Origin of the sequence: Streptomyces cinerochromogenes (genome assembly GCF_014648635.1) — a bacterium.
Classification (GTDB): Bacteria; Actinomycetota; Actinomycetes; order Streptomycetales; family Streptomycetaceae; genus Streptomyces; species Streptomyces cinerochromogenes.
In genome coordinates, this window is record NZ_BMRM01000007.1 from 180,544 (window position 1) to 207,145 (window position 26,602).

26 protein-coding genes and 1 pseudogene are annotated in these 26,602 nt (G+C 74.4%); 8 read left to right on the forward strand and 19 right to left on the reverse strand.

Annotation, left to right across the window (positions count from 1 at the left end; all coding sequences use genetic code 11):
• Positions 1-53 precede the first annotated feature (53 nt).
• Positions 54-239 (forward strand): annotated as a pseudogene (locus tag IEZ20_RS40710) (carbohydrate ABC transporter permease); the annotation flags it as partial.
• A 178-nt stretch (positions 240-417) separates the two neighbouring features.
• Here the strand turns inward: IEZ20_RS40710 and IEZ20_RS15785 are convergent.
• The 3 genes from IEZ20_RS15785 to IEZ20_RS15795 all read right to left on the reverse strand — a co-directional run bounded on the left by IEZ20_RS15785 (position 418) and on the right by IEZ20_RS15795 (position 3,469).
• Positions 418-1,707: a ribonuclease D gene (locus tag IEZ20_RS15785; RefSeq protein WP_189298784.1), complete on the reverse strand. Its 1,290-nt coding sequence runs from the start codon at positions 1,705-1,707 to the stop codon at positions 418-420.
• Positions 1,708-1,871: 164 nt separating this feature from the next.
• On the reverse strand, positions 1,872-2,531 hold the full coding sequence (locus IEZ20_RS15790) for a response regulator transcription factor (RefSeq protein WP_189298786.1): 660 nt from the start codon (positions 2,529-2,531) through the stop codon (positions 1,872-1,874).
• Positions 2,532-2,791: 260 nt separating this feature from the next.
• Entirely contained in the window at positions 2,792-3,469 is a 678-nt protein-coding gene (locus IEZ20_RS15795; RefSeq protein ID WP_189298788.1) for a DUF3000 domain-containing protein, read from the reverse strand.
• Between the two features lie 131 nt (positions 3,470-3,600).
• On the opposite strand from IEZ20_RS15795, the gene hemE reads away from it, so the two are divergent.
• Positions 3,601-4,659 carry a uroporphyrinogen decarboxylase gene (gene hemE / locus IEZ20_RS15800; RefSeq protein WP_189298790.1) on the forward strand — a complete coding sequence of 353 codons (1,059 nt, stop codon included), beginning with the start codon at positions 3,601-3,603 and terminating at the stop codon, positions 4,657-4,659.
• Between the two features lie 13 nt (positions 4,660-4,672).
• Here the strand turns inward: hemE and IEZ20_RS15805 are convergent, their stop codons facing one another.
• Positions 4,673-5,497: a rhomboid family intramembrane serine protease gene (locus tag IEZ20_RS15805; RefSeq protein ID WP_189298792.1), complete on the reverse strand. Its 825-nt coding sequence runs from the start codon at positions 5,495-5,497 to the stop codon at positions 4,673-4,675.
• 92 nt (positions 5,498-5,589) lie between these two features.
• Between IEZ20_RS15805 and IEZ20_RS15810 the strand changes: the two genes are divergently transcribed.
• Positions 5,590-5,871 (forward strand): hypothetical protein, encoded by a 282-nt coding sequence (locus IEZ20_RS15810; RefSeq protein WP_189298794.1) that lies wholly within the window; start codon positions 5,590-5,592, stop codon positions 5,869-5,871.
• Positions 5,872-5,936: 65 nt separating this feature from the next.
• On the opposite strand, the gene IEZ20_RS15815 is transcribed toward IEZ20_RS15810, so the two are convergent.
• A complete protein-coding gene (locus IEZ20_RS15815) occupies positions 5,937-7,340 on the reverse strand; it encodes an FAD-dependent oxidoreductase (protein WP_189298796.1) in 1,404 nt (467 codons plus the stop codon).
• A gap of 27 nt (positions 7,341-7,367) precedes the next feature.
• Positions 7,368-8,462, reverse strand: coding sequence for a DUF4349 domain-containing protein (locus IEZ20_RS15820; RefSeq protein ID WP_189298798.1), 1,095 nt, complete (start codon positions 8,460-8,462; stop codon positions 7,368-7,370).
• A 158-nt stretch (positions 8,463-8,620) separates the two neighbouring features.
• Between IEZ20_RS15820 and hemG the strand changes: the two genes are divergently transcribed.
• The gene (hemG, locus tag IEZ20_RS15825; protein WP_189298800.1) at positions 8,621-10,075 is read left to right on the forward strand and encodes a protoporphyrinogen oxidase; all 1,455 of its coding nucleotides are present in this window, start codon (positions 8,621-8,623) and stop codon (positions 10,073-10,075) included.
• Between the two features lie 5 nt (positions 10,076-10,080).
• Complete coding sequence (gene hemQ / locus IEZ20_RS15830) at positions 10,081-10,812, forward strand: hydrogen peroxide-dependent heme synthase (RefSeq protein ID WP_189298802.1); 732 nt, start codon at positions 10,081-10,083, stop codon at positions 10,810-10,812.
• Positions 10,813-10,904: 92 nt separating this feature from the next.
• On the opposite strand, the gene IEZ20_RS15835 is transcribed toward hemQ, so the two are convergent.
• From IEZ20_RS15835 to IEZ20_RS15855, 5 genes are all read right to left on the reverse strand, one after another.
• Complete coding sequence (locus tag IEZ20_RS15835; RefSeq protein WP_189298804.1) at positions 10,905-12,569, reverse strand: alpha/beta hydrolase; 1,665 nt, start codon at positions 12,567-12,569, stop codon at positions 10,905-10,907.
• A gap of 152 nt (positions 12,570-12,721) precedes the next feature.
• Positions 12,722-13,501, reverse strand: coding sequence for a TIGR04222 domain-containing membrane protein (locus tag IEZ20_RS15840; protein ID WP_189298806.1), 780 nt, complete (start codon positions 13,499-13,501; stop codon positions 12,722-12,724).
• 101 nt (positions 13,502-13,602) lie between these two features.
• Complete coding sequence (locus IEZ20_RS15845; protein ID WP_189298808.1) at positions 13,603-14,373, reverse strand: DUF4142 domain-containing protein; 771 nt, start codon at positions 14,371-14,373, stop codon at positions 13,603-13,605.
• Positions 14,374-14,718: 345 nt separating this feature from the next.
• Positions 14,719-16,128 (reverse strand): MbnB/TglH/ChrH family RiPP precursor modification enzyme, encoded by a 1,410-nt coding sequence (locus IEZ20_RS15850; protein ID WP_189298810.1) that lies wholly within the window; start codon positions 16,126-16,128, stop codon positions 14,719-14,721.
• A 226-nt stretch (positions 16,129-16,354) separates the two neighbouring features.
• Positions 16,355-17,098: a peptidyl-tRNA hydrolase gene (locus IEZ20_RS15855; RefSeq protein ID WP_189298812.1), complete on the reverse strand. Its 744-nt coding sequence runs from the start codon at positions 17,096-17,098 to the stop codon at positions 16,355-16,357.
• 126 nt (positions 17,099-17,224) lie between these two features.
• Here IEZ20_RS15855 and IEZ20_RS15860 point away from each other — a divergent pair, with 126 nt between their 5' ends.
• From IEZ20_RS15860 to IEZ20_RS15870, 3 genes are all read left to right on the forward strand, one after another.
• Positions 17,225-17,662 (forward strand): DUF6086 family protein, encoded by a 438-nt coding sequence (locus IEZ20_RS15860; protein WP_189298814.1) that lies wholly within the window; start codon positions 17,225-17,227, stop codon positions 17,660-17,662.
• 64 nt (positions 17,663-17,726) lie between these two features.
• The gene (locus tag IEZ20_RS15865; RefSeq protein ID WP_189298822.1) at positions 17,727-18,611 is read left to right on the forward strand and encodes an ABC transporter ATP-binding protein; all 885 of its coding nucleotides are present in this window, start codon (positions 17,727-17,729) and stop codon (positions 18,609-18,611) included.
• Entirely contained in the window at positions 18,608-19,279 is a 672-nt protein-coding gene (locus IEZ20_RS15870; protein WP_189298824.1) for an ABC transporter, read from the forward strand. Before IEZ20_RS15865 ends, IEZ20_RS15870 begins: the two co-directional genes overlap by 4 nt.
• Here IEZ20_RS15870 and IEZ20_RS15875 read toward each other — a convergent pair.
• The 8 genes from IEZ20_RS15875 to IEZ20_RS15910 all read right to left on the reverse strand — a co-directional run bounded on the left by IEZ20_RS15875 (position 19,271) and on the right by IEZ20_RS15910 (position 26,557).
• Entirely contained in the window at positions 19,271-19,453 is a 183-nt protein-coding gene (locus IEZ20_RS15875) for a hypothetical protein (RefSeq protein WP_189298826.1), read from the reverse strand. The two genes, IEZ20_RS15870 and IEZ20_RS15875, sit on opposite strands and share 9 nt — an antisense overlap.
• A gap of 18 nt (positions 19,454-19,471) precedes the next feature.
• Positions 19,472-20,320, reverse strand: coding sequence for a polysaccharide deacetylase family protein (locus tag IEZ20_RS15880; protein ID WP_189298827.1), 849 nt, complete (start codon positions 20,318-20,320; stop codon positions 19,472-19,474).
• A gap of 128 nt (positions 20,321-20,448) precedes the next feature.
• The gene (locus IEZ20_RS15885; protein ID WP_189298829.1) at positions 20,449-21,972 is read right to left on the reverse strand and encodes an FAD-dependent oxidoreductase; all 1,524 of its coding nucleotides are present in this window, start codon (positions 21,970-21,972) and stop codon (positions 20,449-20,451) included.
• A gap of 28 nt (positions 21,973-22,000) precedes the next feature.
• Positions 22,001-22,870: a PPK2 family polyphosphate kinase gene (locus IEZ20_RS15890; RefSeq protein ID WP_189298831.1), complete on the reverse strand. Its 870-nt coding sequence runs from the start codon at positions 22,868-22,870 to the stop codon at positions 22,001-22,003.
• Positions 22,871-22,969: 99 nt separating this feature from the next.
• Complete coding sequence (locus IEZ20_RS15895) at positions 22,970-23,902, reverse strand: SPFH domain-containing protein (protein WP_189298833.1); 933 nt, start codon at positions 23,900-23,902, stop codon at positions 22,970-22,972.
• A 104-nt stretch (positions 23,903-24,006) separates the two neighbouring features.
• On the reverse strand, positions 24,007-25,488 hold the full coding sequence (locus tag IEZ20_RS15900) for a SulP family inorganic anion transporter (RefSeq protein ID WP_189298834.1): 1,482 nt from the start codon (positions 25,486-25,488) through the stop codon (positions 24,007-24,009).
• A gap of 8 nt (positions 25,489-25,496) precedes the next feature.
• Complete coding sequence (locus tag IEZ20_RS15905) at positions 25,497-26,075, reverse strand: carbonic anhydrase (protein WP_189298836.1); 579 nt, start codon at positions 26,073-26,075, stop codon at positions 25,497-25,499.
• Between the two features lie 86 nt (positions 26,076-26,161).
• Positions 26,162-26,557, reverse strand: coding sequence for a hypothetical protein (locus tag IEZ20_RS15910; protein WP_189298838.1), 396 nt, complete (start codon positions 26,555-26,557; stop codon positions 26,162-26,164).
• Positions 26,558-26,602 lie beyond the last annotated feature (45 nt).

The window sequence follows — 26,602 nt, forward strand, 5'->3', positions numbered from 1 at the left end:
TCGGCGGAGCCGTCGAGCCCCTGCGTCGTGGTGTCCGCCATCGGCGGCGCGGTCCTGCGATCGCGACGGTGGTGATCGTGAAGGGGATCGCCGTCCGCAACGGCTTCTCCCTCCCCTTCCTCTCCAAGCCCTCCCAGGATCTTGGCGTGATCTCGACGTCCCTGTTCCGCTTCCGCGGCCCCCACGGCGCCCACCGGGAGGTCGTCTCGGCGGGCACCACCCCGGTGATCCTGCCGACGCCGGTCCGCAGTGCCCAGGGGGTTTCGTTTGGATCAGCCCGGGTCCGCGACGCCCGGCACGGCACCTCGCCGCGTTGTCGGACCACCCGAGTACGCCCAGTACGCGGGTGATCCTCCGCCTTGCGATGCACCGCACCGGACGCCGCGGCCTGATCCGACCTGATCCAAACGAAACGCCCTAGGCGTCCTTCGCCATCAGCGCGTCCACCAGCACCGGCGTCACCAGCTCCACCTGCCATGCCCGCGCGCCGTACCCGGCCAGCGCCGCCGCCACGGATTCGGTGTCGACGACCTTCGGCGGCTCCCAGCAGATCCTGCGGACCGTGTCCGGAGAGATCACGTTCTCCTGGGGCATGTTCAGCCGCTCGGCCAGAGCGGTCACCCCCGCCCGCGCGGCGGACAGCCGGGCCGCGGCGGCCGGATCCTTGTCGGCCCAGGCCCGCGGCGGCGGCGGCCCGGTCACCGGCTGGCCCGGCTGCGGCAGGGAGCTGTCGGGCAGGGCCTTGGCCCGGTCGACCGCGGCCTGCCACTGCTCCAGCTGGCGCCGCCCCATCCGGTGCCCGAACCCGTTCAGCCCGGCGAGGACGTGCACATTGCCCGGCAGGGCCAGCGCGGCCTCCACGATGGCCGCGTCGCTGAGCACCTTGCCCGGCGACACGTCCCGGCGCTGGGCGATCCGGTCGCGTGTCTGCCACAGCTCCCGGACGACGGCGAGCTGCCGGCGGCGGCGCACCTTGTGCATCCCGGACGTCCGGCGCCAGGGGTCCTTCCGGGGCTCGGCGGGCGGCGCGCCCGCGATCGCCTCGAACTCCTGGAGCGCCCACTCCAGCTTGCCCTGCCGGTCCAGCTCCTTCTCCAGGGCGTCCCGCAGGTCGACGAGCAGTTCGACGTCGAGCGCGGCGTACCGCAGCCAGGGCTCGGGCAGCGGCCGGGTCGACCAGTCGACGGCGGAGTGCCCCTTCTCCAGGACGAAGCCGAGCACGCCCTCCACCATCGCGCCGAGGCCGACCCGGGGGAACCCGGCGAGCCGGCCGGCCAGCTCGGTGTCGAACAGGCGGGTCGGGACCATGCCTATCTCGCGCAGGCACGGCAGGTCCTGGGTGGCCGCGTGCAGCACCCACTCGACGCCGGACAGGGCCTCGCCGAGACCGGACAGGTCGGGGCAGGCGACCGGGTCGATCAGCGCGGTCCCGGCGCCCTCGCGGCGCAGTTGCACCAGGTACGCGCGCTGGCCGTAGCGGTAGCCGGAGGCGCGCTCGGCGTCCACGGCGACCGGGCCGGAGCCCGCGGCGAACGCGGCGGTCACCTGTGCGAGGCCGGCCTCGTCGGCGACCACGGGCGGAATGCCCTCGCGGGGTTCGAGCAACGGAGTCGGCGCCCCCGTCACAGAAGATCCGGCGTCGTCCGGAGGGGTGCCTCCGGAGATACGCAGGGAGCTGTCTGCTGCGGTGTCTTGGGCGTCGGTCACCTGTCAAGGGTATCCGTGTGTGGACGGCGCCCGTCGACGGAACGTTCCGTCGACGGGCGCGGGAGGGTCGTAAACCAGTCAGATCGGGGCACGGACCGGTTCACGTGAGTGAACGCGGGATTCCGTCGAAAGGGGTATCGGGTGGGCTCAGTGGGGGATGCGGCTCAGTGGATGATCCCGGTGCGCAGGGCCACGGCGACCATGCCGGCGCGGTCGCCCGTGCCGAGCTTGCGGGCGATGCGGGCGAGGTGGCTCTTCACGGTGAGGGCGGACAGGCCCATGGACACGCCGATCGCCTTGTTCGACTGGCCCTCCGCGACCAGCCGCAGCACCTCGACCTCGCGTCCGGACAGCTCGCGGTAGCCGCCCGGGTGGCTCGGGGCACCCGGGGGGCGGCGGTGCATGCGGGCGGCGCCGCCGAGGGGGGAGGCACCGGGTCGGGTGGGGAGCCCGATGTTGGTGCGGGTCCCGGTGACGACGTAGCCCTTGACGCCCCCGGCCAGGGCGTTGCGGACCGCGCCGATGTCGTCGGCGGCGGACAGGGCGAGTCCGTTGGGCCAGCCCGCGGCGCGGGTCTCGGACAGCAGGGTGAGGCCGGAGCCGTCGGGGAGGTGGACGTCGGCGACGCAGATGTCGCGCGGGTTGCCGATGCGGGGACGAGCCTCCGCGATGGACGAGGCCTCGATGACATCGCGCACGCCGAGCGCCCACAGATGGCGGGTGACGGTGGAGCGGACGCGGGGGTCGGCCACGACCACCATGGCGGTCGGCTTGTTCGGGCGGTAGGCGACCAGGCTTGCGGGTTGCTCGAGGAGAACGGACACCAGGCCTCCTGGGTGGGGGACGGGGCCGGCTTGTGGGGATGAAGCCGGGACGAACCGTGCTTTCAAGGTCACAGTCGTCTTCGGCAGCAAACTCGTCCGCCTTTAGAGAATGATCACGATCTAGTGAGTAACAATCTGTGCAATTCGGACACGCGATCGATCACCCGAAGATCGAGTCGGTTCGAGCGGGTGCGATTCGAGTACGGAAAGTGGCCGTATCGACAAAGAGATGGTCAACAGGGCGTTTCGCGGGTGACCGGTCAACGCGACTGTGGACCCCGGCGCTGCGGCAGGGTCACCACCGACGCGTCCCCCGGACCGGCCGGCGGCAGACCCGCCACCTGCGCCAGCAGATCGCACCACGCGGCCAGGTGCGCGGCGGTGTCCGGCACCCCGCCGAGCCCCTCCCGCGGCGTCCACGACGCCCGGATCTCGATCTGCGAGGCGGCCGGCCGCTCGGCGAGCCCCCCGAAGTAGTGCGAACTGGCACGCGTGATCGTGCCGCTCGGCTCGCCGTAGCCCAGCCCGCGCGCCCCCAGCGCCCCGGTCAGCCACGACCAGCACACCTCCGGCAGCAGCGGATCCGCCGCCATCTCCGGCTCCAGCTCCGCGCGTACCAGCGTCACCAGCCGGAACGTGCCCCGCCAGGCCTCGTGCCCGGCCGGGTCGTGCAGCAGTACCAGCCGCCCGTCGGCCAGCTCCTGCTCGCCGTCGACCACCACCGCCTCCAGCGCGTACGCGTACGGCGCGAGCCGCTGCGGGGCGGGCGTCGGCTCCACCTCCACCTGCGGCCTCAGCCGGCAGCCGCGCAGGGCCTCGACCGCGGTGCGGAAAGCCGGCGGACCCGAGGCACCCGGGTGCCCGTCCGCCTCCTCGGTGTCCTTCACGTCGCCCGTTCCGTCAGCGCTGTCCGACATTCGTCCGTGAGCCGCAGCCATGCGGGGAAGAGTAAGGGGAAGCGGGGCCCGGTGCAGGGCAAGACACAGTCGGCGGCCCCGGGCGGTCGCGCTCCGGCGGCGGCCCGCACACCGGGCGGAGACCGCTTTCGGCGGCATGCGAAACTTGCCTCGTGACCGCCAACGAGACCCCGCAGCCGACAGCGACGTACGACAGCGCCTTCCTCCGGGCGTGCAGGCGCGAGCCCGTGCCGCACACCCCCGTGTGGTTCATGCGCCAGGCCGGCCGCTCCCTGCCCGAGTACCGCAAGGTGCGCGAGGGCGTGCCGATGCTGGAGTCCTGCATGCGGCCCGAGCTGGTCACCGAGATCACGCTCCAGCCGGTGCGCCGGCACGACGTGGACGCGGCGATCTTCTTCAGCGACATCGTCGTCCCGCTGAAGGCCATCGGTCTCGACCTCGACATCAAGCCCGGTGTCGGCCCGGTCGTCGAGCAGCCCGTCCGCACCCGCGCCGACCTGGCCCGGCTGCGCGACCTCACCCCCGAGGACGTCCCGTACGTCACCGAGGCCATCGGCCTGCTCACCCGCGAGCTGGGAGCCACCCCGCTGATCGGCTTCGCGGGCGCGCCGTTCACCCTCGCGAGCTACCTGGTCGAGGGCGGTCCCTCGCGCACGTACGAGAACGCCAAGGCGATGATGTACGGCGACCCCGAGCTGTGGGCCGACCTGCTGGACCGGCTCGCCGACATCACGGCCGCCTTCCTGAAGATCCAGATCGAGGCCGGCGCGAGCGCCGTCCAGCTCTTCGACTCCTGGGCCGGCGCACTGGCCCCAGCGGACTACCGGAACTCGGTCATGCCCGCCTCCGCGAAGGTCTTCGACGCGGTCGCCGGGTACGGCGTCCCGCGCATCCACTTCGGTGTGGGAACCGGCGAGCTGCTGAAGCTCATGGGCGAGGCCGGCGCGGACGTCGTCGGCGTCGACTGGCGCGTCCCGCTGGACGAGGCCGCCCGCCGCGTGGGCCCCGGCAAGGCGCTCCAGGGCAACCTGGACCCGACCGTCCTGTTCACCGACAAGGACACCGTCGCCGCCAAGGCCCGCGAGGTGCTCGACGCCGCCGCCGGCCTGGAGGGGCACGTCTTCAACCTCGGCCACGGCGTCATGCCGAACACCGATCCGGACGCGCTGACCCGGCTCGTGGAGTACGTCCACACCGCCACCGCACGCTGAGCCGCCGGCCGGCTCACCACGAGTAGTGGGGCCGCGCGCGCCTGCCGAACAGCAGGCCGGGCGGCTCCGGCGGGGGCGGCGTACCGGGCTTGAGCGGCCAGGCGAACAGCATGCCCGCCACGAAGCCGACCACGTGCGCCGCGTACGCCACCGTGCCCGCCCCGGACACCCCGTGCCCGGACGAGTACACCGCCTGGAGCCCGAACCAGAAGCCCAGCACCAGCCAGGCGGGCAGGCGCAGCGGCAGGAACACCAGGAACGGCACCAGGACCCACACCCTGGCCTTCGGGTAGAGCACCAGATAGGCGCCGAGAACCCCGGCGATCGCGCCGGACGCGCCGATCAGGGGCTCACCGGAGGTGTTGTTGAGCAGCGCGAAGCCGTAGCCGGCCGCGTAGCCGCAGACGACGTAGAAGAGGAAGTAGCGGATGTGGCCCATCCGGTCCTCGACGTTGTTGCCGAAGATCAGCAGGAAGAGCATGTTGCCGAGCAGGTGCAGCCAGCCGCCGTGCAGGAACATCGCCGTGAAGACCGACAGCGCGGGGGACTTGTCGTACGCGGGCGGTGCCACGACACAGCCCGGGCCGTGCGGGCCCACACCGATGCCTCCGGTCGGCACCACCCGGGGCATCTGATGGTGGATCAGTTCGCGGGGGACCGCGGCGTAGTGGTCCATGAAGGCCTGGAGGTGGCACAGCTGGGCCAGGTCGCTGCTGCCGGCCACGGAACCGGCTATGCCGGGCGTGGTGAGGAACACCAGCACGTTGGCGGCGATGAGCGCGTACGTCACCCAGGGCGTGCGGCGCACCGGGTTCACGTCATGCACGGGGATGACCACACAGGAGTAGTGCCCGCGATCGGCCGTGCGAATCGGTGAACGCCGCCGGGCGGGTGTGCGTATCCCTTCTCAACCGACGTGAGGATCAGGCGATGACGAACGCTCCGCAGGTTCCGGTGATGCACGCTCTGCCCGACGGGGAGGCCGAGCTGTCTCTGGTGGTACGGCTCCCCTGGGAGGATGTCGCGCGGCTCGGCCAGGAGGCCGGGCGGCTCGCCTCGCAGATGCAGCGGCCCGTGACGCTGGACGAGGCGGTGAGCTACCGGCTGCGGTCCACCCGTCCCACGGCCACGCACGCGAAGCCCTCCGGGGAGCAGCCGGCGGCCGTGTCCTCCGCGGTCACGTCGCTGCCGCGGATCAGCGGGACGGCCTAGGCGCGCTCGGAGGTGCGGTGCCGGCGTGGCTCGTCGTGCTGCGGGGTGCGGTTCCCCGTGCCCCTTCAGGCCGGCCGGCCCGCCCGCACCTTCGCCGTCGCCTTCCTCGCCGCCACCAGTACCGGGTCCCACACCGGTGAGAACGGCGGGGCGTAGCCCAGGTCCAGCGCCGTCATCTGTTCCACCGTCATCTGCGCGGTGAGCGCCACCGCCGCGATGTCGACCCGCTTCGCCGCGCCCTCCCGGCCGACGATCTGCACACCGAGCAGCCGGCCGGTGCGGGACTCGGCGAGCATCTTGACCGTCATGGGGGCGGCACCGGGGTAGTAGCCGGCGCGGCTGGTCGACTCGACGGTGACCGTCTCGAAGCGCAGGCCGGCGCGGCGGGCGTCCTTCTCCCGCAGCCCGGTCCGGGCGATCTCCAGGTCGCAGACCTTGCTGACCGCCGTGCCGACGACCCCGGGGAAGGTGGCGTAACCGCCGCCGGCGTTGGTGCCGATGACCTGGCCGTGCTTGTTGGCGTGGGTGCCGAGCGGCACGTACTGCACCTGCCCGGAGACCAGGTTGAGCACCTCCACGCAGTCGCCGCCCGCCCAGATGTTCTCGTGCCCGCGCACCCGCATCGCGAGGTCGGTGAGCAGACCGCCGTGGGCGCCGAGCGGCAGTCCGGCCGCGCGGGCGAGGGTGGTCTCCGGGCGGACGCCGATGCCCAGGACCACCACGTCCGCCGGGTACTCGGCGTCCTCCGTGGCCACCGCCCGCACCCGGCCGTCCTCGCCGGTGAGCAGCTTCGTGACCTCGGCGTCGTCGACCATGGTGATGCCGAGGCCCTCCATGGCCCGGTGCACCAGCCGGCCCATGTCCGGGTCGAGTGTCGACATGGGCTCCTTGCCGCGGTTGACGACCGTCACCTCGAAGCCCCGGTTGATCAGCGCCTCGGCCATCTCGACACCGATGTAACCGGCCCCGACGACCACCGCCCTGCGGCCCCGTGTGCGGGCCAGCGTGTCGAGCAGGGCCTGCCCGTCGTCCAGTGTCTGCACGCCGTGCACGCCGGGGGCGTCCACACCGGGAAGGTCGGGGCGGACCGGGCGGGCCCCGGTGGCGATGACGAGCTTGTCGTACGGCGTCCAGGACTCGGCACCGGAATCGACGTCACGCGCGCGTACCCGCTGCCCGGGCACGTCGATCTCCGTGACCTCGGTGCGCATCCGCAGATCGATCCCGCGCGCGCGGTGCTCCTCGGGCGTCCGCGCGATGAGCCGGTCCCGTTCGGGGACCTCGCCGCCCACCCAGTACGGGATCCCGCACGCCGAGAAGGAGGTGAAGTGGCCGCGCTCGAACGCCACGATCTCCAGCTCCCCGGGGCCCTTCAGCCTCCGTGCCTGCGATGCCGCGGACATGCCCGCGGCATCGCCGCCGACCACGACCAGCCGCTCCCTGCCGCCCCGCCCCTCGCTCATGCTCATGGGAACACGCTACGGGCTGCGGGCACTTCAGTCCCGCCCGGTCTCCTCCGCCGGGTCCGGGGCCGGGCGGGCCGACGGCAGCGGGCCGAGCGCGGTCGTCGCGGGCGCGGGCCCGGCGCGGTGCGGCAGCCGGGGCCGTACGACCCGCAGCCACAGCAGCACCAGGAGCGCGGCGAGGGCCGCGAACGGCAGGGCGGCGCCGAGCGCGAGGACGATCCAGCGCAGCATGGTGACGAACACGTGCCAGCCACCGGCCAGCGCGTCCGTGACGCCCGGCGTGCCGTCCGCCTGCCGAACCGGGGTCTCGGACAGCGACAGGGTGACGGTGGCCAGGTCGGTGCGGTCCTTCAGGGACGCCTGCCGGGCCAGCAGCGCCTCCAGGTCGGCCTGACGGCTGCTCAGCTCGCCCTCCAGGGCGACGACATCGCCCAGCTTGGCCGCCTTGTCCATCAGCGCGCGGATCCGGTCGACGCTGGCCCGCTGCGACCTGATCCGGCTGTCCACGTCCACGACCTGGTCGCTGACGTCGACCGCCTTGGCCGTGCGGTCGACCACCCGGCCCGTGCCCTGGAGGCCGGTGAGGACCTCGTCGTACCGCTCGGTGGGTACGCGCAGCACCACCCGGGTGCGCTCGTGGCCGTCGGCGTCCCGGCTCGTCGTCTCCCTGCCGACGAAGCCGCCCGCCTCCTCGGCGGTCGTGCGGGCCGCATCGAGCGCCCTGGGCACGTCCTTGACCTCGACGGTGAGGGAGGCGGTCCGGACGATCGAGCCCGGGGCGAGCACGGGGGTCGCGCGCGGGTTCTTCCCGTTCCCCTCGTCCGCCCCGCGGCCGGGGGCGCCGGCCGGCTGGGCCCGCGAGCCCGAGGCGGCCTTGGCGGATTCGCCGCCCGAGTCGTCCGCGCCACCGCATCCGGCGAGCGCCAGGGACGCGACGAGCAGGATCCCGGCCAGGGCGCGGAGGGGCCGTTCGGAGCGGGCGGAACGTTCGGAGCGGGCGGAACGGATGGAGTGGGCGGAGGGCTTGGAGTGGACGGTGCCGGCGGAGCGGACGGTGCCGGCGGCGCCGGTGGAGCCGGCAGTGCCGGCGGTGCGGGTGGAGTCGGCGGTGCGTGGTGTGCGCATGGGCGGTACCCCCGTGGGTTGCGTGCGGTGACGGTCCTTCGACGGCGGGGGGTGCGGAAACGTTTGACGGCGGCGGTGTGCGGGCGGTCACGGTTCGGACGCGTGACGGACACCGCCTCCCGGCGGGGGTGTCAGCGGGGTCTGAGAGAGTGGGGGGCATGAGCGCAACGGGTAGGAGCTTGGGGCACGTCGTCGTGATCGGGGCCGGCATCGCCGGACTGGCCGCCGCGCACCGGCTGCTGGGGTGCGGCGCGCGCGTCACCGTGCTGGAGGCCGGCGACCGGGTCGGCGGCAAGCTGCTGCCCGGCGAGATCGCCGGTGTACGCGTCGACCTGGGCGCCGAGTCCATGCTCGCCCGCCGCCCGGAGGCGGTGACGCTCGCGCGCGAGGCGGGCCTCGGCGAGGCGCTGCAGCCGCCGGCCACCGCGACCGCCTCGATCTGGACCCGGGGCGCCCTGCGGCCCATGCCCAAGGGGCATGTCATGGGCGTGCCCGGCACCGCCGCCGCGCTCTCCGGTGTCCTCTCCGACGAGGGGCTGGCCCGCATCGAGCGCGACGCCGACCTGCCCCGCACCGAGACCGGCGACGACGTGGCCGTGGGGGAGTACGTGGCGGCCCGGCTCGGCCGCGAGGTCGTCGACCGCCTGGTCGAACCCCTGCTCGGCGGGGTCTACGCGGGCGACGCGTACCGCATCTCGATGCGCTCGGCCGTCCCCCAGCTCTTCCAGGCCGCGCGCACCCACACCTCCCTCACCGAGGGCGTCCGGGAGATCCAGGCGAAGGCCGCCGCGCAGCAGCAGACCGGGCCGGTCTTCATGGGCATCGCCGGCGGGATCGGGCGGCTGCCGCTCGCGGTCGCCGAGTCGGTGCGCGCGCGGGGCGGAGAGATCCTCACCGGGACACCCGCGCGGGAGCTGCGCCGCGAGCCGGCCGGCGGCTGGCGGATCACCACCGGTGAGCGCGTGCTGCACGCCGACGCCGTGATCGTCGCCGTCCCCGCCCCGGCCGCCGCCGGGCTGCTGCGCGCCGAGTCCCCGGGGGCCGCCGCCGAGCTGTCCGCCGTCGAGTACGCCTCGATGGCCCTGATCACCCTCGCCTACCGGCGCAGCGGCCTGCGCCTGCCCGAGGGCAGCGGCTTCCTGGTGCCGCCCGTCGACGGCCGCACCATCAAGGCCTCCACCTTCGCCTCCCACAAGTGGGGGTGGATCGCCGAGGAGGACCCGGACGTGGTCGTCCTGCGCACGTCCGTGGGCCGCCACGGCGAGACGGAGATCCTCGGCCGGGACGACGCCGACCTCGTGGAGGTCTCCCGCCGTGACCTGCGCGAGGCCACCGGCCTGGACGCGGCACCGCTTCGGACCCGGGTCACCCGCTGGACCGACGGCCTGCCCCAGTACCCGGTGGGGCACCACGCGCGCGTGGCGCGGATCCGCGGGCACGTCGCCAAGCTGCCCGGCCTCGCGGTGTGCGGCGCCCAGTACGACGGCGTGGGCATCCCCGCCTGCATCGCGAGCGCGTACGCGGCGGTGGACCAGTTGGCCGGCGACCCGGCCGGAGTGGCGGAGCTGACCGCCAACCCGGTGCAGAGCCTGCACGGCGGGGCGGGAGAATAGGGGGCATGAGTGACGACGCCCCCACCACCGAGTCCGGCAGGATCCCGAACAAGGGCAAGCTGGCCAAGGACCTCAACGAGGTCATCCGCTACACCCTCTGGTCGGTCTTCAAGCTGAAGGACGTGCTGCCGGAGGACCGCTCGGGATACGCCGACGAGGTCCAGGAGCTGTTCGACCAGCTCGCCGCCAAGGACGTGACGATCCGCGGCACCTACGACGTCTCCGGCCTGCGCGCCGACGCCGACCTGATGATCTGGTGGCACGCCGAGACCAGCGACCAGCTCCAGGAGGCGTACAACCTCTTCCGCCGCACGAAGCTGGGCCGCGCGCTCACGCCCGTGTGGTCGAACATGGCGCTGCACCGGCCGGCCGAGTTCAACCGCTCGCACATCCCGGCGTTCCTCGCCGACGAGACGCCCCGCACCTACGTGAGCGTCTACCCCTTCGTGCGCTCCTACGACTGGTACCTGCTGCCCGACGAGGACCGCCGCCGCATGCTCGCCGACCACGGCAAGATGGCCCGCGGCTACCCCGACGTGCGCGCCAACACGGTCGCCTCGTTCTCGCTCGGCGACTACGAGTGGATCCTGGCCTTCGAGGCCGACGAGCTGTACCGCATCGTCGACCTCATGCGCCACCTCCGCGCCTCCGAGGCCCGCATGCACGTCCGCGAGGAGATCCCGTTCTACACGGGCCGTCGCAAGGACATCGGGGAACTGGTGGCGGGCCTGGCCTGACAGCGCCCGAAGGGCCGCGGGGAACCGCGCGAGCGGCCACGACGGCCCCGCAGCCGCCCGACGGCATGTCGCGGCACCCCGGCAGGCGCCCCCTAGCCGCGGTCGCCCTTGCCCTTGAGGGCGTCCCGCCGGGCCTTTTCACCGGCCGCACCGCCGGTGGCGACCGCGGCCGGTTCCGGACGCGGCGCGCACGACGCGTGCCGCGCCGGGACGCGGCCCTCCAGGAGATACGCGTCCAGGTACCCGTTGACGCAACGGTTCGGCCCGCCGCCGACCCCGTGCGTCCCCGCGTCCCGCTCGGTCACCAGCACCGAGCCGGCCAGCCGCCGGTTCATCTCCAGCGCGCCCTGGTACGGCGCGGCGGCGTCCCGTTCGGCCGCCAGGATCAGCACCGGCGGCAGCTCACCCGTTCCCGTCCGCACGTCCAGCGGCTGCTGCCGGGGCACCGGCCAGTAGGCGCAGGGCAGGTTCATCCACGCGTTGTCCCAGGTCTCGAAGGGCGCCACCCGGGCGAGCCGGGTGTTGTCGCGGTCCCACACCGTCCAGTCCGTCGGCCAGGGCGCGTCGTTGCACTCCACGGCCGTGTACACCGCGCCGGCGTTCTCCGCCTCGGTGGCCGTCTCCGGGCTGGGCGCGGCCAGCCGGACCAGCGGCTCGGGGTCGCCGTGCAGATACGCCGAGAGGGCCGCTGCCCGGCTCGGCCAGAAGTCGTCGTAGTACCCGGCCGTCAGGAACGCGTTCTGCAGCTGGCCGGGGCCGACCTTCCCGCCCGCCGCCTTCCCGGCCAGCCGCTCGCGCGCGGTGTCGTAGCTGCGCTGCACCCGCGCGGGCGTGGTGCCGAGGCGGTACACGTCGTCGTGCCGGGCGATCCAGTCCCGGAAGTCCGCCCAGCGCTCCTCGAAGGCCGCCGACTGGTCCAGGTTGCTGCGGTACCAGATCTTCCCCGGATCCGGGTTCACCGCCGAGTCCAGCACCATGCGGCGCACGTGGGAGGGGAACATCGCCGCGTACAGCGCGCCGAAATAGGTGCCGTACGACGCCCCCAAGAAGGTCAGCCGGTGCTCGCCCAGCGCCGCCCGCAGGACGTCCAGGTCCCGGGCGTTGTTGAGCGAGGTGTAGAACCGCAGCCCGCTCCCGGAGCGCTGGGCGCACCCGCGCGCGTACGCCTTCGCCTGGGCGACGCGCTGACGCTTGTACGCCTCCGAGGGATGCACCGGGGACGCGGTGGGGCCCTTGAAGAAGCGCTTGGGGTCCTCGCAGGACAGCGGCGCCGACCGGCCCACCCCGCGCGGGGCGTAGCCGACCAGGTCGTAGGCGGCGGCGATCCGCTTCCACTCGGGGATCCGGCCGATCAGCGGGAAGTACATGCCGGAGGCGCCCGGTCCGCCCGGGTTGAAGAGCAGGGCGCCCTGCCGCGGCACCTTCCGCTTGCTGTTGTGCGGGTCCTTCTGGGTGGCCCGGGCCCGGCTGACGGTCAGCCGGATCTGCCGGCCGTCCGGGTGGGCGTAGTCCAGGGGAACCGCCACCGTGCCGCACCGCACACCGGCCGGGGCGTTCGGTACGTCGGCGGCGGAGCACGGGCCGAAGTCGATACCGGCCGCCCGGGCGCGGGCCACGGCCACCGCGGTGCCGCGCAGCTCGGCCGTACCGGGGGCACCCGGGGCACCCGGAGCGCCGGGGGTGCCGCCCGCCGGGGCCGCGGCCAGGGTGGTCAGGAGCAGGGAACCGGCGGCCGAGTAGAGGGCGGCGGCTTTCATCGCGTATCCCTTCGGTGCGCGGCGGCGATGGCACGGCTGCCACGGCCCGGCGCCCACAGAAGGGATGTTTCGTTCGGCCGCGGGGGAAGGCAAGCACCACCCGGCCGGTGTCGGCCCCAATGCCCCCTATGCGCCCCCGAAAGGTGCCGCCGTCACTCCCGCCAGGGCTGGTCGCGGTGGGTGAAGGCGGCGCGCAGCTCCGGTTCGCCGATGGCGCGGATGCCGCGTACGGCGACGGAGGTGAGGAACGACCGCTCGTCACCGGCCGGCCTGCCGGCCAGCGCGCTCAGCAGCCGCTGCCCGGCCGGGGAGGCCCAGCGCGAGTAGGGGTGCACCTCGAACCGGGCGATGGCCAGGCAGCTCAGCGCCAGCGTGAGGGGCAGGACGAACCAGGCGCCCACCAGCGGGCGTGGCGTGCCGGTCTGTACGGGCAGCAGCAGCGCGGTCACGCCCAGCGCCGTCACGGCGACCGCGGCGGCCCGCACCTGGCGGACGGCGGCCCCGACGGTCGTCCCCGCACCCTCGGGCACCGCGAGACCGGCGCGCACCAGCCCGTCCGCCAGCCGGCGCACGGCCTCCGCGCCGGCCGCCCGCGCCCGCACGGGCGCGATCCGCGACTGCCCCTCGGGCCCTATCGCCCCTATGACCGACCGCTCCATCTCGTCCCGCCCCCGCGGGTCCACGACCGTGGCCCAGCCGGTGTGGGCGAGCAGCAGCCGACGCTGCCGGGCCATGGAGACCAAGGTCACATCGGCGACCCGGGCCGGTCCGCCGGAGAGGAAGGCCGCCTCGTACAGCGTCAGATCGCGCTCCCCGTCGGCCGACGCGTCACGCGCGTCCACGGCTGCCGCGCGAAGGGCCGCCAGACACAGCCGGGTGCAGGCCGTGCCGGTGAAAGCCCAGGCCAGGAGCAGGAGAAGGACCCAGAACATGACGTGTTTCTATGCCAGTGGCCCGCGCGAACGCCATGCCCTGTTCACGATCCGGACGGAGTGTTGCCGGGATGTGACGTTCCGTTTCCCGGGCGGGCCGGTCAGGGGCCGCTCGTCGCCGGCGGCGGGCCGGAGGCGGCGGGCGGCAGGGAGTACGTCTCGCCGGGCGACGGCGCGACCGGTACGGCGGCGCCGGGTTCGACCTCCGGCGGGGTCGGCACCGGGCTCGCGGGGGCCGCCAGGTCCTTGGCCAGCGCGGCGAAGTCGACGTACCCCGTCGCCTCCAGGACCTTGATGTGGTCCAGGACGGTCGTGTTGGCGTCGTCGGCGAGATCGCGGACCAGGGAGTTCTGGGTGCCCGCCCGGACCTGCGCGACCAGGGAGAACACCCGGCCGTGCGCGAGCCGCAGCAGCTCGGCGAACCGGCGGTCGAAGTCCTGGCCCTGCGCCGCCTCCAGGGTGGCGAGCCACTGCTTCTGCTGTGCGTTCGGCTCGTTGGGCAGGGCCACGCCGAGCTGGGTGGCGACGGTCCGGACGTGGGCGTCCAGGGAGGTGTGGCCGTCGACGAGGTGCCGGCCGGCCGTGCGGACCGCGGGTGTGGTGCCCTTGCGCTGCGCCAGCTCCCCGGCGGGCAGCTCCCACAGCCCGGCCAGCCGGACCTTGGTGACGAAGTCCCGGTCCTGGTCGGACATCGGGCCGTACGGCGTCGTCACCGTCCGCGCGCTCAGCACGCTCGCGCTCGCCGGGTCCTGCCGGTCGGCGTACGACCACAGCGGGACGAGCAGCGCGACGAGCGTGGCCGCGAGGGCGGTGATGAGGAGTCCGGTGCCGCTGAATATGCCTCGGCCGTTGATCGGGGGTCGCGGTCGCATGGTGCCTGCTCGGGAGTGGGTGGTGCGGGGTTGGCATAGTACTGGCAGCCGCGCTGCCCCTTCCGGGCGCGCAGGGTCCCCGCACCCCCTCCGGGGCACCTTGCCCGTGGCTTGCGGGTCGCCGCCCCCTCCGCACCGCCCAGCCTGTGGCTTGCGGGTCGCCGCCTCTTTCCGCACCGCCCAGCCTGTGGCTTGCGGGTCGCCGCCTCTTTCCGGGGCGCCTTGCCCGTGGCTTGCGGGTCGCCGCCTCTTTCCGGGGCGCCTTGCCCGTGGCTTGCGGGTCGCCGCCTCCCTCCGGGGCGCCTTGCCCGTGGCTTGCGGGTCGCCGCCCCCTTCCGGAGCGCCCTACCCGTGGCTGCGGGGCCGCCGCAGTATCCGCGCCGCGAGCCCCCGCTTGCGGGGCGCCGGGCCGGACCGGTCCAGCCACCAGTCGCGCAGCTCCCGCCGCGCCCCCGCGTGCCCCGGCCGCCCCAGCTTCAGCAGATGCCCCGCGAAGTCCAGCGCGTCCTGGCGGTACCCGCCCCGCATCGGCCGCTGCCGGGCGTACTCCAGGAACGCCTCCCGGTACCCGGCCCCCAGGATCACCGGCAGTTCGGGCGCCACCTTCGCCACCACGCCCGCCCGCTTCGCCGCGAGCGCCCGCGCCTGCACCCCCATCCGCACCCGGTCGAACCCCTCCGGCACCGGCGTCCCCGCCACCAGGGCCGACAGCACGGCGGCCTGCGCCACCCCGACCCGCTCCCGCGCACCGGCCACCGGCCGCGCGAGGACCCCGACACCCCCGGCCCCGGCGCCCGCGTCCCCGGCACCCTCGGACGCGGAGCCCGCAGCCCCGCCCCCGGCGCCCGCGCCCCCGGCACCCGTGGCGCCGGCACCCCCGGCGCCCGCCGTCCCCGTACCCCCGGCCGCCGCGGCCCGTGCCGCGTGTGCCCGGCCGGCCGTGACCGCACCCCTGACGGCCGTCAGCTCGCGCTCCAGCTCGGCCGGTTCGGGGAAGTTCTCGTCCCGCTCCAGGAGCACCCCGGGCGGCTCGGTGCGCGCGGCGAGGCCGGTGAGGATGTCGAGCACCGGACGCGGCACGGGGTGCGCGTGGCTGTCGTGCCAGACGCCGTCGCGTTCGAAGCCGCCCGCGACATGGACGTAGGCGATCGCCTCCAGGGGCAGCGCGGCCAGCGCCTCGGCCGGGTCCTCGCCCCGGTTGACGTGGTTGGTGTGCAGGTTGGCGACGTCGATCAGCAGCCGTACGCCGGTCCGCTCGACCAGCTCGGACAGGAACTGCCCCTCGGTCAGCTCCTCGCCCGGCCAGGAGAACAGCGCGGCGATGTTCTCCAGGGCCAGCGGCACCGGCAGCGCCTCCTGGGCGATGCGGACGTTCTCGCACAGCACGTCCAGGGCGTCCCGGGTGCGCGGCACGGGCAGCAGATGGCCGGCCTCCAGGCGCGGGGAGGCGGTGAGCGCGCCGCCCGCCCGGACGAAGGCGATGTGCTCGGTGACCAGCGGCGCGCCGAGGGCCTCCGCCCGTTCGGCGAGCGCCGTCAGCCGCCCCTCGTCGGGGCGGTCCGCACCGCCGAGGCCGAGGGAGACGCCGTGCGGGACCACCGTCACGCCGCGCTCGCGCAGCCGCAGCAGCGACGCGGGGAGGTGACCGGGGCAGACGTTCTCCGCCACGACCTCCACCCAGTCGATGCCCGGCATGGCTTCCACGGCGTCCGCGATCTCCGGCCGCCATCCGATCCCGGTCCCCAGTCGCCGCATGCTGCCTCCCCCTCCTCGGCCCGTGCTCGTGCGTCGAGCGAGGGAGGTATGGCCCCGCCCCGCCGCCGCGAACCCCCTGCCTGACGCGTTCAGAGCAACATTTGAGGTTCCGGCCGACCGCCCGGGCGTCCTCTGCGAAGCAAGGGCGGGCGCGAGGCCGGCACCACCCTCCTGCTCACCGCGCGGCCCGTGGGGCGGAGGAGCCCCCGTGAGGAGCCCCCGTTGTTCACGGACTCGTGGGGGAGACGCCCCGGCGCAGCGCCGGATGGTCCGCCACCACCGTGCACGAGCCCGGGGCGATCTCGGTGAAGCCCGCGTCCCGGACCACGGGCAGACCGCTGGTCGTCAGCCGGGCCCAGTCGGCCGGGGCGGCCGTGCGGACGGTGAGGGCGTACCCCGCGTCGCGCCAGGCGGCGCGGTCGGTGTCCGGCAGCGCCCACCAGGCCAGTTGGGCGCCGTGGCCGGTCTGGGCCATGGCCTTGCCGGCCGACATGTCCAGGTCGGGGTTGAGCCAGAGCACCGGCCCGTCGGCCGGGTCGGCGGGGAGGGGCGGCTCGGGGTCGTCCAGTTCGGTGCCCGACACCTGGAGCTTGGCGAGGTCCTTCGGCCAGCCGTCCAGCGGGATCGGCGGGAACACCCGGACCTCCGCCGACTTGCCGGTCACCGTGATCCCGGGCAGCGCCTCGGCGCGCCGCCACTCCGCGCCGCGGGCCCGTCGGACCACCTTCCGGATCCGGGCGTCCTCCCAGTCGCGCACCGCCTCGGCCCACTCGCCGTCGCCCCGCGCCCGGTCGTCGCCGAGCAGCACGAGAACGGCCCGGGCGGACGTCTCCAGCGCGTCGGTACGGGCGGGCGGGGCGTTGCGCTCCATCCGTACGACGAGCGGCAGCACGAACTGGGGCGCCTCGTCCCGGGGATCGTGTCCGGTCCGGAAGGGGCTGTCACTGGCGGGGGCTGGATCGTGGCTCACGGGAGCCCAGCCTACGAAGTCGCGGGCGGGCCGATCAACGCGCGGGCCGCGCCGGGAGAATTCCGCCGACGGCGATGAACCGGCCGGCCGCGCCCGCCCCTCTTGACGGACGGAAGGGGGAGTGCGATGAGCCAGTACTTCGACATCGGGGACGAGACGCTGTGGAACCCGTCCAACGGGGCCGCCCGGCTCTTTCTGCGGCAGGTGGAGGTGTTCGAGGCCGAGCTGGAGCTGCCGTCCGGGCTCGGGCCGATGCGGAACGACGAGTGCCACATCGATCCGGAGGTCTTCGGGGTCTTCGTGCACGCCCTGCTCGCCCGGCACCGGCGGACCGGTCACACGATCATCCTGGCCCTCTCCGAGAGCTTCGTCGGTGTCGTCGTCGCCCTCGCCCAGCGGGCCGGGATCGGCATCGACTGGGAGCGGCTCGAAGCCCTTCCGGACGGGCCGCTCGCGGACGTACAGGTCTTTGCCGCCGGGGCGTCGGCGCCCGGGGAGGGCAGCGCCTGGGCCGCGGGGGTGCGGGCCAGGGCGGCCGAGCTGAGCCGGGGCATGGCCCGTTGAGCCGGGGCACGGTCCGCCGAGCCGGGCACCCGGGCGTCACCCGGTCCGCGTCACTATGACCCTCATGCACCGTGACCTGCGCCTGACCGCCGTGGGCCGCCGCTACGGCATCCGCGGCCCGTGGGTGTTGCGAGGCGTCGACCTCGTCATCGCCCCCGGCACCCTCACCCGGATCGAAGGGGCGAACGGCACCGGGAAGTCCACGCTCCTGCGGCTGCTCGCCCGGCTCGACGTGCCCTCCGAGGGCCGGATCACCGGCCGCCCGCGCACGGCCTACGTGCCGGAGCGGTTCCCCTCCGCGCTGCCCTTCACGGCGGCCGGTTATCTCACCCACCTCGGCACCGTCCACGGCCTGGGCCGGGACGCCGCCGCCCGCGCCGCGCTCACCTGGCTGGAGCGGTTCGGCGCGGGCGGGTACGCCGGGACGCCGATGGCGCGGCTGTCCAAGGGCAGCAGCCAGAAGGTCGCCGTCGCGCAGGCCCTGCTCGGCGACCCGGAGCTGCTGGTGCTCGACGAGGCGTGGACCGGTCTCGACGCGGCGGCCCGGGCCGAGCTGGAGCGGGCGGTGGCCGAGCGGACGGCCGCCGGGGGTGCCGTGGTCTTCGTGGACCACGACCCGCGCCGGCTCGCCGGGGTGCCCGACGCGACGTACACGGTGACCGGCGGCGGCCTGCTCCGTCGCACCGACAGCGGCGGCGGCACGGCGGACGGGCCGGTCACCGTCGTCCTCGCGGAGGGGCCGGCGGGCGCGCCGCTGCCGCCCGAGGCGGTGCGGACCGCCCGCTCCACGCGGGAGACCGCCCCCGGCCGCCACCGGCTCACCGTCCCCGCCTCCCACTCCGACGTGCTGCTGCGCGCCCTGCTCACGGCCCGCCCGCCCTGGCACGTGGCCCGCGTCGAACCCGGCACGGCGGACGCACCGCACTCCGACCCGGAAAGCCGCCCATGACCGCACTCCTGCGCTACCAGACCGACCTGCTGCTGCGCTCCCAGCGCTGGCTGCCACCGGTGATCCTCTACGCCGCCTTCCTGGGCGTCTGCGTGCAGAGCGGCCAGCCGGTCCTGGACTCGCTCGGCTACACGGCCGCGGCCCTGCTGCCGGTCTCCGCCTGGCTGGTCAGGATCTGTGTCACCGGAGAGCCGCCCGCCGCCCGGGCCTGTGTCGCCGCCGCCCGCGGCCCCGCCCGGGCACACCTCGCCTGCCTGCTGACCGCGCTGCTGGCGGCGGTGCTGCTCGGGGTCGCGGCCACGGTGGTGGTGACGCTGATCAGCGCCCCGGCCGACAACGGCCACCGGGTCCACGTGCCCCCGCCTCGGGCCCTCGCCGCCGGACTGCCGGCCGCGCTCGCCTGCGCCCTGCTCGGCACGGCCGTCGGCGCGCTCACCAACGCGCCGGTGCTGCGCTCCACCGGGCGCGCGGTGCCGGCGACGCTGCTCGGCGCGCTGCTCGCGCTGGTGTGGGCCGGGTCCCCGGCGCAGGCGGCCGTCAGCGGCCTGGTCACCGGCTCGCAGACCGGCCGGGCGCCGCTGCCGCTGCTGCCCCTGGCCGGCGCGGCCCTGCTCACGGCGGCCGCCTTCGCCGCGGCGGCCTGGCTCGGCGCGCGCCGCTCACCCTGAGCAGGCGGTGCGCTGCGCCTCCTGCCACTCGCAGACCGGGCACAGCGTGATGCCCTTGTACGACTCCGGGTACTCCGTCGGCTCCCGGCACAGCACGCACTCCGCGTACGGCGGCCCGTCGGCCTTCGCCGGCTTCACCGTCCCGGTGATCGTGCAGTAGTCCTCGTCGCTCATGACCTCAAGCGTAGGAGGTCAGCGGGCCGTGCCCGCCTGGCCGATCAGCTCGGAGACCTTCACGAACCGGTAGCCCCGTCTGCGCAGCTCCGGTACGACCGTGCGGACGACCCGCTCGGTGGTCGGGGCGGCGCTGCGGGTGCAGTGCATGACGACCACCGAGCCCGGCTTCACCCCGTCGAGCACCTGCTTGACCACCGCGTCGGCGTCCGTGGCGAACGCGTCCCCGCTCACCACGTCCCACTGCACCGCGGTCACCCCGAGCCCGCTGAGCGCGCGCAGCGCCTGCTGGTCGTAGCAGCCGCCGGGGAAACGGAAGTACGGCATCGGGCGCGGCACGCCCGCCGCGCGCAGGGAGGTGTACGCCCGCTGCACGTCCTCCCGCATCCGGCCGGCGTCGACGGTCGGCAGGCCGTAGCAGTCGGCGGTGAACGCGTAGTGGCTCCAGGAGTGGTTGGCCACCTCGAACCGCGGGTCGCGGCCCAGGTCGCGGGCCTCGGCCGGGTACTGGTCGGCCCACCGGCCGGTCATGAAGACGGTCGCCGGCACCTTCAGCGCGCGCAGGGCGCCGATCAGGGCCGGGTTGTCGAAGTGCTCGCCGGAGGCCGCGCGGGGCCCCTGGTCGGCGGTCATGTCGGCGTCGAAGGTGAGGGCGACCGTCTTCCCCCGGTCGCGCGGACCGTGCTCGAAGACCGGGGTCAGCCCGCCGGGGCCCGGCGCCAGCACGGGCGGACGGGTGGAGGAGGGCGATGCGGGGGAGGAAGGGGAGGCGGCCGGGGCCGGGCGGTCTCCGGACACGGTGCCGCAGGCGGTGAGGGCCGCGGCCAGGGCGCAGAGGGCGGTGATACGGCGTACTCGTGGGATCACCGTACGAACGTAGGGCTGAATATCCGTTTGTATGGTGATATGCCGTGTGGCGCGACGGTACGGTCACCCGGGCGGCGCCTCCGCCGTCACTCCAGGTCCTGCCGCCGCCACTTCTGGTCCCGCCGCTGTCACTCCAGGTCGTGCCGCTCCAGCGGTTTCACCGCCGGGCCCTGGATCACCGAGCCGTCGACCGCGAAGCGCGAGCCGTGGCAGGGGCACTCCCAGGCGCGCTCGGCACGGTTGAAGGACACCAGGCAGCCGAGATGGGTGCAGCGGGCCGACACGGCGTGCAGCGCGCCCTCCTCGTCGCGGTGGACCGCGAGCCGGTGGCCGCCCGAGCGGACCACCGCGCCGTCGCCGGGGGCGAGCTCCTCCAGCGAGGCCGGCGGCTTCAGCCGGTCGCCGACGAAGTGCCGGGCCACCTCCGCCTGCGTCTTCAGCAGCGACGGCGCCTCGCGCACCACCGACTTCAGCCGGCGCGGGTCGTACAGCTCCCGCCACGCGCACTCCCGGCCGGTGATCAGCGCCGTCAGCAGCAGCCCGGCCATGATGCCGCCGCTCAGGCCCCAGCCGCCGAAGCCGGTGACGACGTAGGCGTGCCGGGTCCCCGGGTGCAGGGGGCCGACCAGCGGGACCGTGTCCGTGGACTCGTTGTCCTGGGTGGCCCAGGCGTGGTCCAGGGTCACCCCGGGGAAGTGCGCCTCCGCCCAGGCGGCGAGCCGGTCGAGGGCGGCCTGCGGATCGCCGGTGCCGGGCGTGAAGTGCTCCCCGGTGACCACGAGCAGCCGCTGTCCGTCCGCGCCGCAGGGCGCGGTGCGCACCGAGCGGGTGTTCTCGTCCGGGGTGATGTACATGCCGCCGGGGTCCGGGCCGTCGCCCAGCGGTCCGGCCACGACCAGTTCGCGGCGCGGGGACAGCCGGGTGAACAGCAGGGCCCGGTCGAACACCGGGTAGTGGGTGGCGACCACGACGTCCCGGGCGGTCACCGTGGCGCCGGCCTCGGTCGTCAGCCGGCACGGCTCGCCCTCCGTCAGCCCGGTGACCCGGGTCCGCTCGTAGACCCGGCCGCCGTGCGCGAGCCGGTCGGCGGTGAGCGCCCGCAGGTACCTGACCGGGTGGAACTGCGCCTGCCCGGTCACCCGGACCGCGCCCGCCACCGGGAACGGCAGCCCGGTCTCCGTGGTGAACGCGGCCGGCAGCCCCGCCTCCCGGGCGGCGTCCGCCTCCGCGCGCACCTCGTCCACCCGCGACCGGTCCCGTACGTAGGTGTAGGCGTCCCGGGTCTCCCAGTCGCAGTCGATCCCCAGCTCGGCCACCAGCGCCGCCGCGTGCTCGATCGCCTCCGTCTGCGAGCGGGCGTACAGCCGCGCACCCTCGCGGCCCCGGGTGCGCCGGAGCCGGTCGTAGACCAGGGTGTGCTGGGCGGTCAGCTTCGCGGTGGTGTAGCCGGTGACCCCGGCCGCGGCCCGGCCGGCCTCCAGCACCGCCACCCGCCGCCCGGCCCGGGCCAGCTCGTGGGCGGTGCTCAGCCCGGCGATGCCCGCGCCGACGACGGCCACGTCCACGTCGATGTCCCCGTCCAGGGCGGGATGGTCCGGGCCGGGGGCGGTCTCCAGCCAGTACGAGTCGGTGACCTTCCGGTGTTCGCGCATGCCCGCCGGGTACCCCGGGTCGTCCCGCTCACGTCCCCTTCAACAGCCGCTCCCGGCACTCCGCCACGTCGAAGCGGGCCCGCGGGTACCTCGGGTCCAGCTCGCGCAGCTGCTCCAGCAGCAGCCGGCTGATCGCCCAGTTGCGGTACCACTTGCGGTCCGCCGGGACGAGGTACCAGGGCGCGTACGGCGCCGAGCAGCGCTCCAGGGCCAGCTCGTACGCCTCCTGGTAGGCGGGCCACAGGGCGCGTTCCTCGATGTCGCCGGGGTCGAACTTCCAGTGCTTGTCGGGGCGGTCGAGGCGGCGCAGCAGCCGGCGCCGCTGCTCGTCGTAGGAGATGTGCAGGAAGCACTTGACGAGGGTGACGCCGTCGTCGGCGAGGGTGCGTTCGAAGTCGTTGATCAGGCCGTACCGGCTGCCGACCTCGGCGGGCCGGGCGAGATGCCGGACGCGGGCGATGAGGACGTCCTCGTAGTGGGAGCGGTCGAAGATGCCGATCTCGCCGGGCTCCGGCAGCGCGCGCCGTACCCGCCACAGGAAGTCGTGGCGCCGCTCCTCCTCGGTGGGCGCCTTGAACGCCGTGATCCGGCAGCCCGACGGGTTGAGCTGCCCGATCACATGCTTGACCGTGCCGCCCTTGCCGCTGGTGTCCATGCCCTGGAGCACCAGCAGCACCCGGCGGCGGTCGCCCGCGGTGCCCGCCGCCCAGAGCCGCTCCTGGAGCCGTGCCAGCTGCCTGCCCGTGCCCTCCGCGTCCGCCCGCGCGGCCTGTTTGCCGTCCGGGGCGCCGGGGGTGGCCCGGGCGTCGTACCGGGACAGCTCGACCCCCTCGCCCGGCGGGAGCCGCAGCAGATCCCGAAGTGTCCTGCCCTGCTCCCTGGCCGGCTTCTTCGGCACGGGCGCTCCTTCCGTCCGGTGTACGGGTGGGTGCGGCTGACGGGTGCCCAGGGGTGCTCCGGGGCACTCCAGGGGGCGGGGTCACTCCGGGGGTGCTCGTCAGCCGGGATGCGGTCCGCCGTCGGTGTGCGGCTCGGGCTGCCGGTCCGGCTCCGGCTGCCGGTCCGGTTCGGGCTGCCGGTCCGGCTCCGGCTGCCGGTCCGGTTCGGGCTGCCGGTCCAGCTCCGGCTGCCGGTCCCGTTCGGCCTGTCGGTCCGGCTCGGGAAGCGCGGGCTGGCCGCCCCGCTCCAGGAAGTGCAGCAGCTCCACCGGGATGGGCAGCACCAGGGTGGAGTTCTTCTCGGCCGCCACCGCCATCACCGTCTGCAGCAGCCGCAGCTGGAGCGCGGCCGGTGTGCCGGACATCTGCTGGGCGGCCTCGGCGAGCTTCCTGGAGGCCTGGAGTTCGGCGTCCGCGTTGATGATCCGGGCCCGGCGTTCACGGTCCGCCTCGGCCTGGCGGGCCATCGACCGCTTCATGGTGTCCGGCAGGGACACGTCCTTGATCTCGACCCGGTCCACCTGGATGCCCCAGCCCACCGCCGGACTGTCGATCATCAGCTCCAGACCCTGGTTGAGCTTCTCGCGGTTGGAGAGCAGATCGTCCAGATCGCTCTTGCCGATGATCGACCGGAGGGAGGTCTGCGCCATCTGCGACACCGCGAACTTGTAGTCCTCGACCTTCACCAGGGCGCTCGTCGCGTCGACCACCCGGAAGTAGACCACCGCGTCCACCCGGACGGTGACGTTGTCCCGGGTGATGCCCTCCTGGGCCGGGATCGGGAGCGTCACGATCTGCATGTTGACCTTCTGCAGCCGGTCCACGAAGGGGATGATCAGGTTCAGTCCCGGAGACCGCGCGTCACCCGCCACCCGGCCGAGCCGGAACAGCACACCCCGCTCGTACTGCTTGACCACCCGCACCGCCGCCGCCAGGTACACCACGCCGACGGAGCCCGCCGCCGCCAGGGTCACCACAAGGTCCTCGACCATGGTGACCTCCTCACACAGAGGCCGGTTTGTCTGATGGTGCCACGATAGGCCCGTGGGGCCGGGATGCCGAGAGGATCCGGCGTCCCGGCCCCACGGGCGGGCGTTCAGGCCGCGGTGACCAGCTTCACCGGCTCCGTGCCGGCCGTGCTGTGCCGTGCGGCCCAGTTCTCCAGGGCCGTCCGGCAGGCGTGGTCCAGGTGGTGCAGCCCGGACAGGTCGAGGCGGACCGGGCGGTCCTGGGGCAGTGACTCCAGGCTGTCCAGGATCTTCGGCAGGCGCAGGAAGGTGGCGTTCCCCGACAGGTGCGCCTCGATCGGGCCGGCGCCCTTGTCCACGACCTCCAGCTTGACGTGCGAGGCCTCCCAGGCGGTCTTCACCACCGCCAGCGCGAGACCGATGAGCACGCCCTCGAACATGCTGACCGCCACGATGGAGACGGCCGTCACGGCGAGGACCAGCGCCTCCCCGCGGTGCTCGCGCCACAGTCCGGCGAGCGACCGCACCGGGACCAGCTTGGCGCCCGCGTGGATGAGGATGCCCGCGAGGGCCGGGATCGGGATGTACGCGAGGACGCCGGGCAGCAGCGCCGCGAACAGCAGCAGCCAGACGCCGTGCAGCACCCGGGAGGCCTTCGTCCGGGCACCGGCCTGGACGTTGGTCGCGCTGCGCACGATCACCGCGGTCATCGGCAGCGCACCGAGCACGCCGCACACCATGTTGCCGGCGCCCTGGGCGACGAGCTCCTTGTTGTACTGGGTGCGCGGCCCGGAGTGCAGCCGGTCCACGGCCGCCGCGCTGAACAGCGACTCGGCGGACGCGATCAGGGTGAAGGCGACGACCGTGCCGAGCAGGCCGACGCCGGCCAGCTCGCCGAAGGCGCTGAGCGGCGGCGGCTGGATCGAGCCGAGCAGGCCCTTGACCTCCACCGTGGCCACGGGCAGGTCCAGCGCGAACGCGGCCAGCGTGGCGAGCCCGACCGCGGCGAGCGGGCCGGGCAGCGCGCGGACCTTCGCCGGGGTGTGCTTCCACAGCAGCAGCACCGCGACGGTGCCCGCGGCCACCGCGAGCGAGGCCAGCGCGTCGGTGTCGGTGAAGGCGTCCCAGAACGCGCCGGGCAGCTGGAAGATCTTGTCCAGGCCGGAGTCGGGCGCCTTCGTCGCCATCGCCGGGTAGAGCTGCCCGGCGATGATCACCAGACCGATTCCGGCCAGCATGCCCTCGACGACGGCGACGGAGATGGCACGGAAGTAGCGGCCCAGCCGCAGCAGACCCATGGCCACCTGAAGGACCCCGGCGGCGAGCACGATCACGCCGAGCACGGGCAGCCCGAACTCCTTGACCGCCTCGTAGACGAGCACGGTCATGCCGGCCGCCGGACCCGAGACCTGCAGGCTGCTGCCGCGCATGAATCCGGTGACGAGGCCGCCCACGATGCCGGTGACCAGGCCGAGTTCGGCCGGCGCCCCGGAGGCGACGGACACGCCCACGCACAGCGGCAGCGCGACCAGGAACACCACGAGGGAGGCGGCGAAGTCCTCCTTGAGATACGGGAAACGGGATATGAGGGTGCGGTTGTCGTCGGTCATCGGCGCGCTCACAGGGCCTCGAAGGTGTCGGTCTGCGGGCGGTGCGTCCGTACGGCGCCGGTGTGCACCTCGTAGTACCAGGCGTGCAGGGCCAGCTGACCCTCCGCCAGCCGCCGCTCGACGCAGGGGTACGAGCGCAACCGGAGCAGCTGGGTCAGGGCATGGCTCTGCACGCCCTCGGCGACCTCCGGATCCTCGGCCGCGCCGGCCGGGCGCGGGGTGGCGGAGGCCAGCCAGTCGCGTACGGCGGGTACGGCGTCCAGGTCGTCCCCGCGCACGAGGGCACCGACGGCGCCGCAGTGCGAGTGGCCGCAGACGACGATGTCGCGGACGCCGAGCACCTCCACGGCGTACTCGATGGTGGCGGCCTCGCTGGTGGGGTGTTCGGAGGTGTAGGGCGGGACGATGTTGCCCGCGGTGCGCAGCTCGAACAGCTCGCCGGGGCGGGCGCCCGTGATCAGGGCGGGGACGACCCGGGAATCGGAGCAGGTGATGAACAGCACCTGCGGGGACTGGCCTTCGGCGAGCTTGGCGAACTCCTCAGGGCGTTGTCCGAAGGTACGGGCGTTGTCGATGAGGGGCTGCATGTGTGTGGGTTCCTCCTGGCGCGCCTGCCTGGCGCGTCGGACGTGCACAACGGTTGTGGGGGGGGGGCGAGGAGAGCGGCCGGCCCTCAGCAGCGGAAGACCTGGAGCGCTGCCGGGGTGTGGGCTCTGGAGGCTCTCGGGGAGTGCGGACGCCGGCTGTCGGAGGCTTCCGACGGGTCCGCGGCGACCGCGCGGCCGGGTATGAGGGCGTGTTCGTGGCAGCAGCCGGACGAGGGCCGGCGGTGCCGGTCGCGCACGTGCGGGACGCCCACGGGGTCACCCGGGCGGCCCGAGGCGCGGACGTGCTCCGCTCCGTCCCGGACCCACTGCTCGGAGGGGATGGTTCCGGTCTCAGCCTTGGCCCGCGCCTGACCGTGTGTGTGCGCGGACGCGAAGGTTCCGGCGGACGTGAAGAGCTGGAACGCGAGCAGGGTCATGCCGAGGAGGGCGAGCAGGGTCCTGGCCGTCGTACCTCGGAACATGAGCCTCTCCCTCCCTGCGTTCACGTTTCTTGTCCAGACCAAGGA